The organism is Vibrio sp. 1562 (genome assembly GCF_033340155.1).
Lineage (GTDB): Bacteria > Pseudomonadota > Gammaproteobacteria > Enterobacterales > Vibrionaceae > Vibrio > Vibrio alginolyticus.
Map to the genome: position 1 here is coordinate 1 of NZ_JAWOVY010000778.1, position 516 is coordinate 516.

Annotated in this window: 2 pseudogenes; both read right to left on the reverse strand. The window is 47.9% G+C overall.

Going from position 1 to position 516, the window contains the following annotated elements:
- Positions 1–286 (reverse strand): annotated as a pseudogene (locus R7Z49_RS27600) (cell division protein DedD); the annotation flags it as partial.
- A 14-nt stretch (positions 287–300) separates the two neighbouring features.
- A pseudogene (locus tag R7Z49_RS27605) lies at positions 301–516 on the reverse strand (bifunctional tetrahydrofolate synthase/dihydrofolate synthase); the annotation flags it as partial.

The window sequence follows — 516 nt, forward strand, 5'->3', positions numbered from 1 at the left end:
GCGTAGGTTCAGGTTTATGCTCCGGCTGAGGGGCGGTAACCTGACGCTCTTCTGACTCTTGCACGACCGCCTCTACTGGTGATTCTGGTAGCGCAATGTCATCTTCTACTGGCTCTAAGATCTCGAAGTTTTCCACATCACTATCAAGTTCAGGTTTGATAGGAATGCTGGCAAATTCTTCTTTGTAGTGCAGTTTTTTACCATCTAGAACATCAGGGAGAACAATGACTCCCACTGCGACTAGAATGATGGTGCCGACTAAACGACTTTGGAATTTACTTGCCATCAAGTTACCTTTGATTACTTATTCTTTGATTGCCAATGCTCCAATACCTCACCTACGGTATGGAATGAGCCCGCGACCAACACAACATCGTTTGAAGCAGCGCTGCTTAATGCACTCTCAAACGCTTCAACCGGTGTTTGGAACTGAACTTGCCCTTGCGGTAGGTATTGGCACAACTCATCCGCCGTTGCAGCTCGTGGCCCAGTCAACGATGCTGGATACCAATGCGT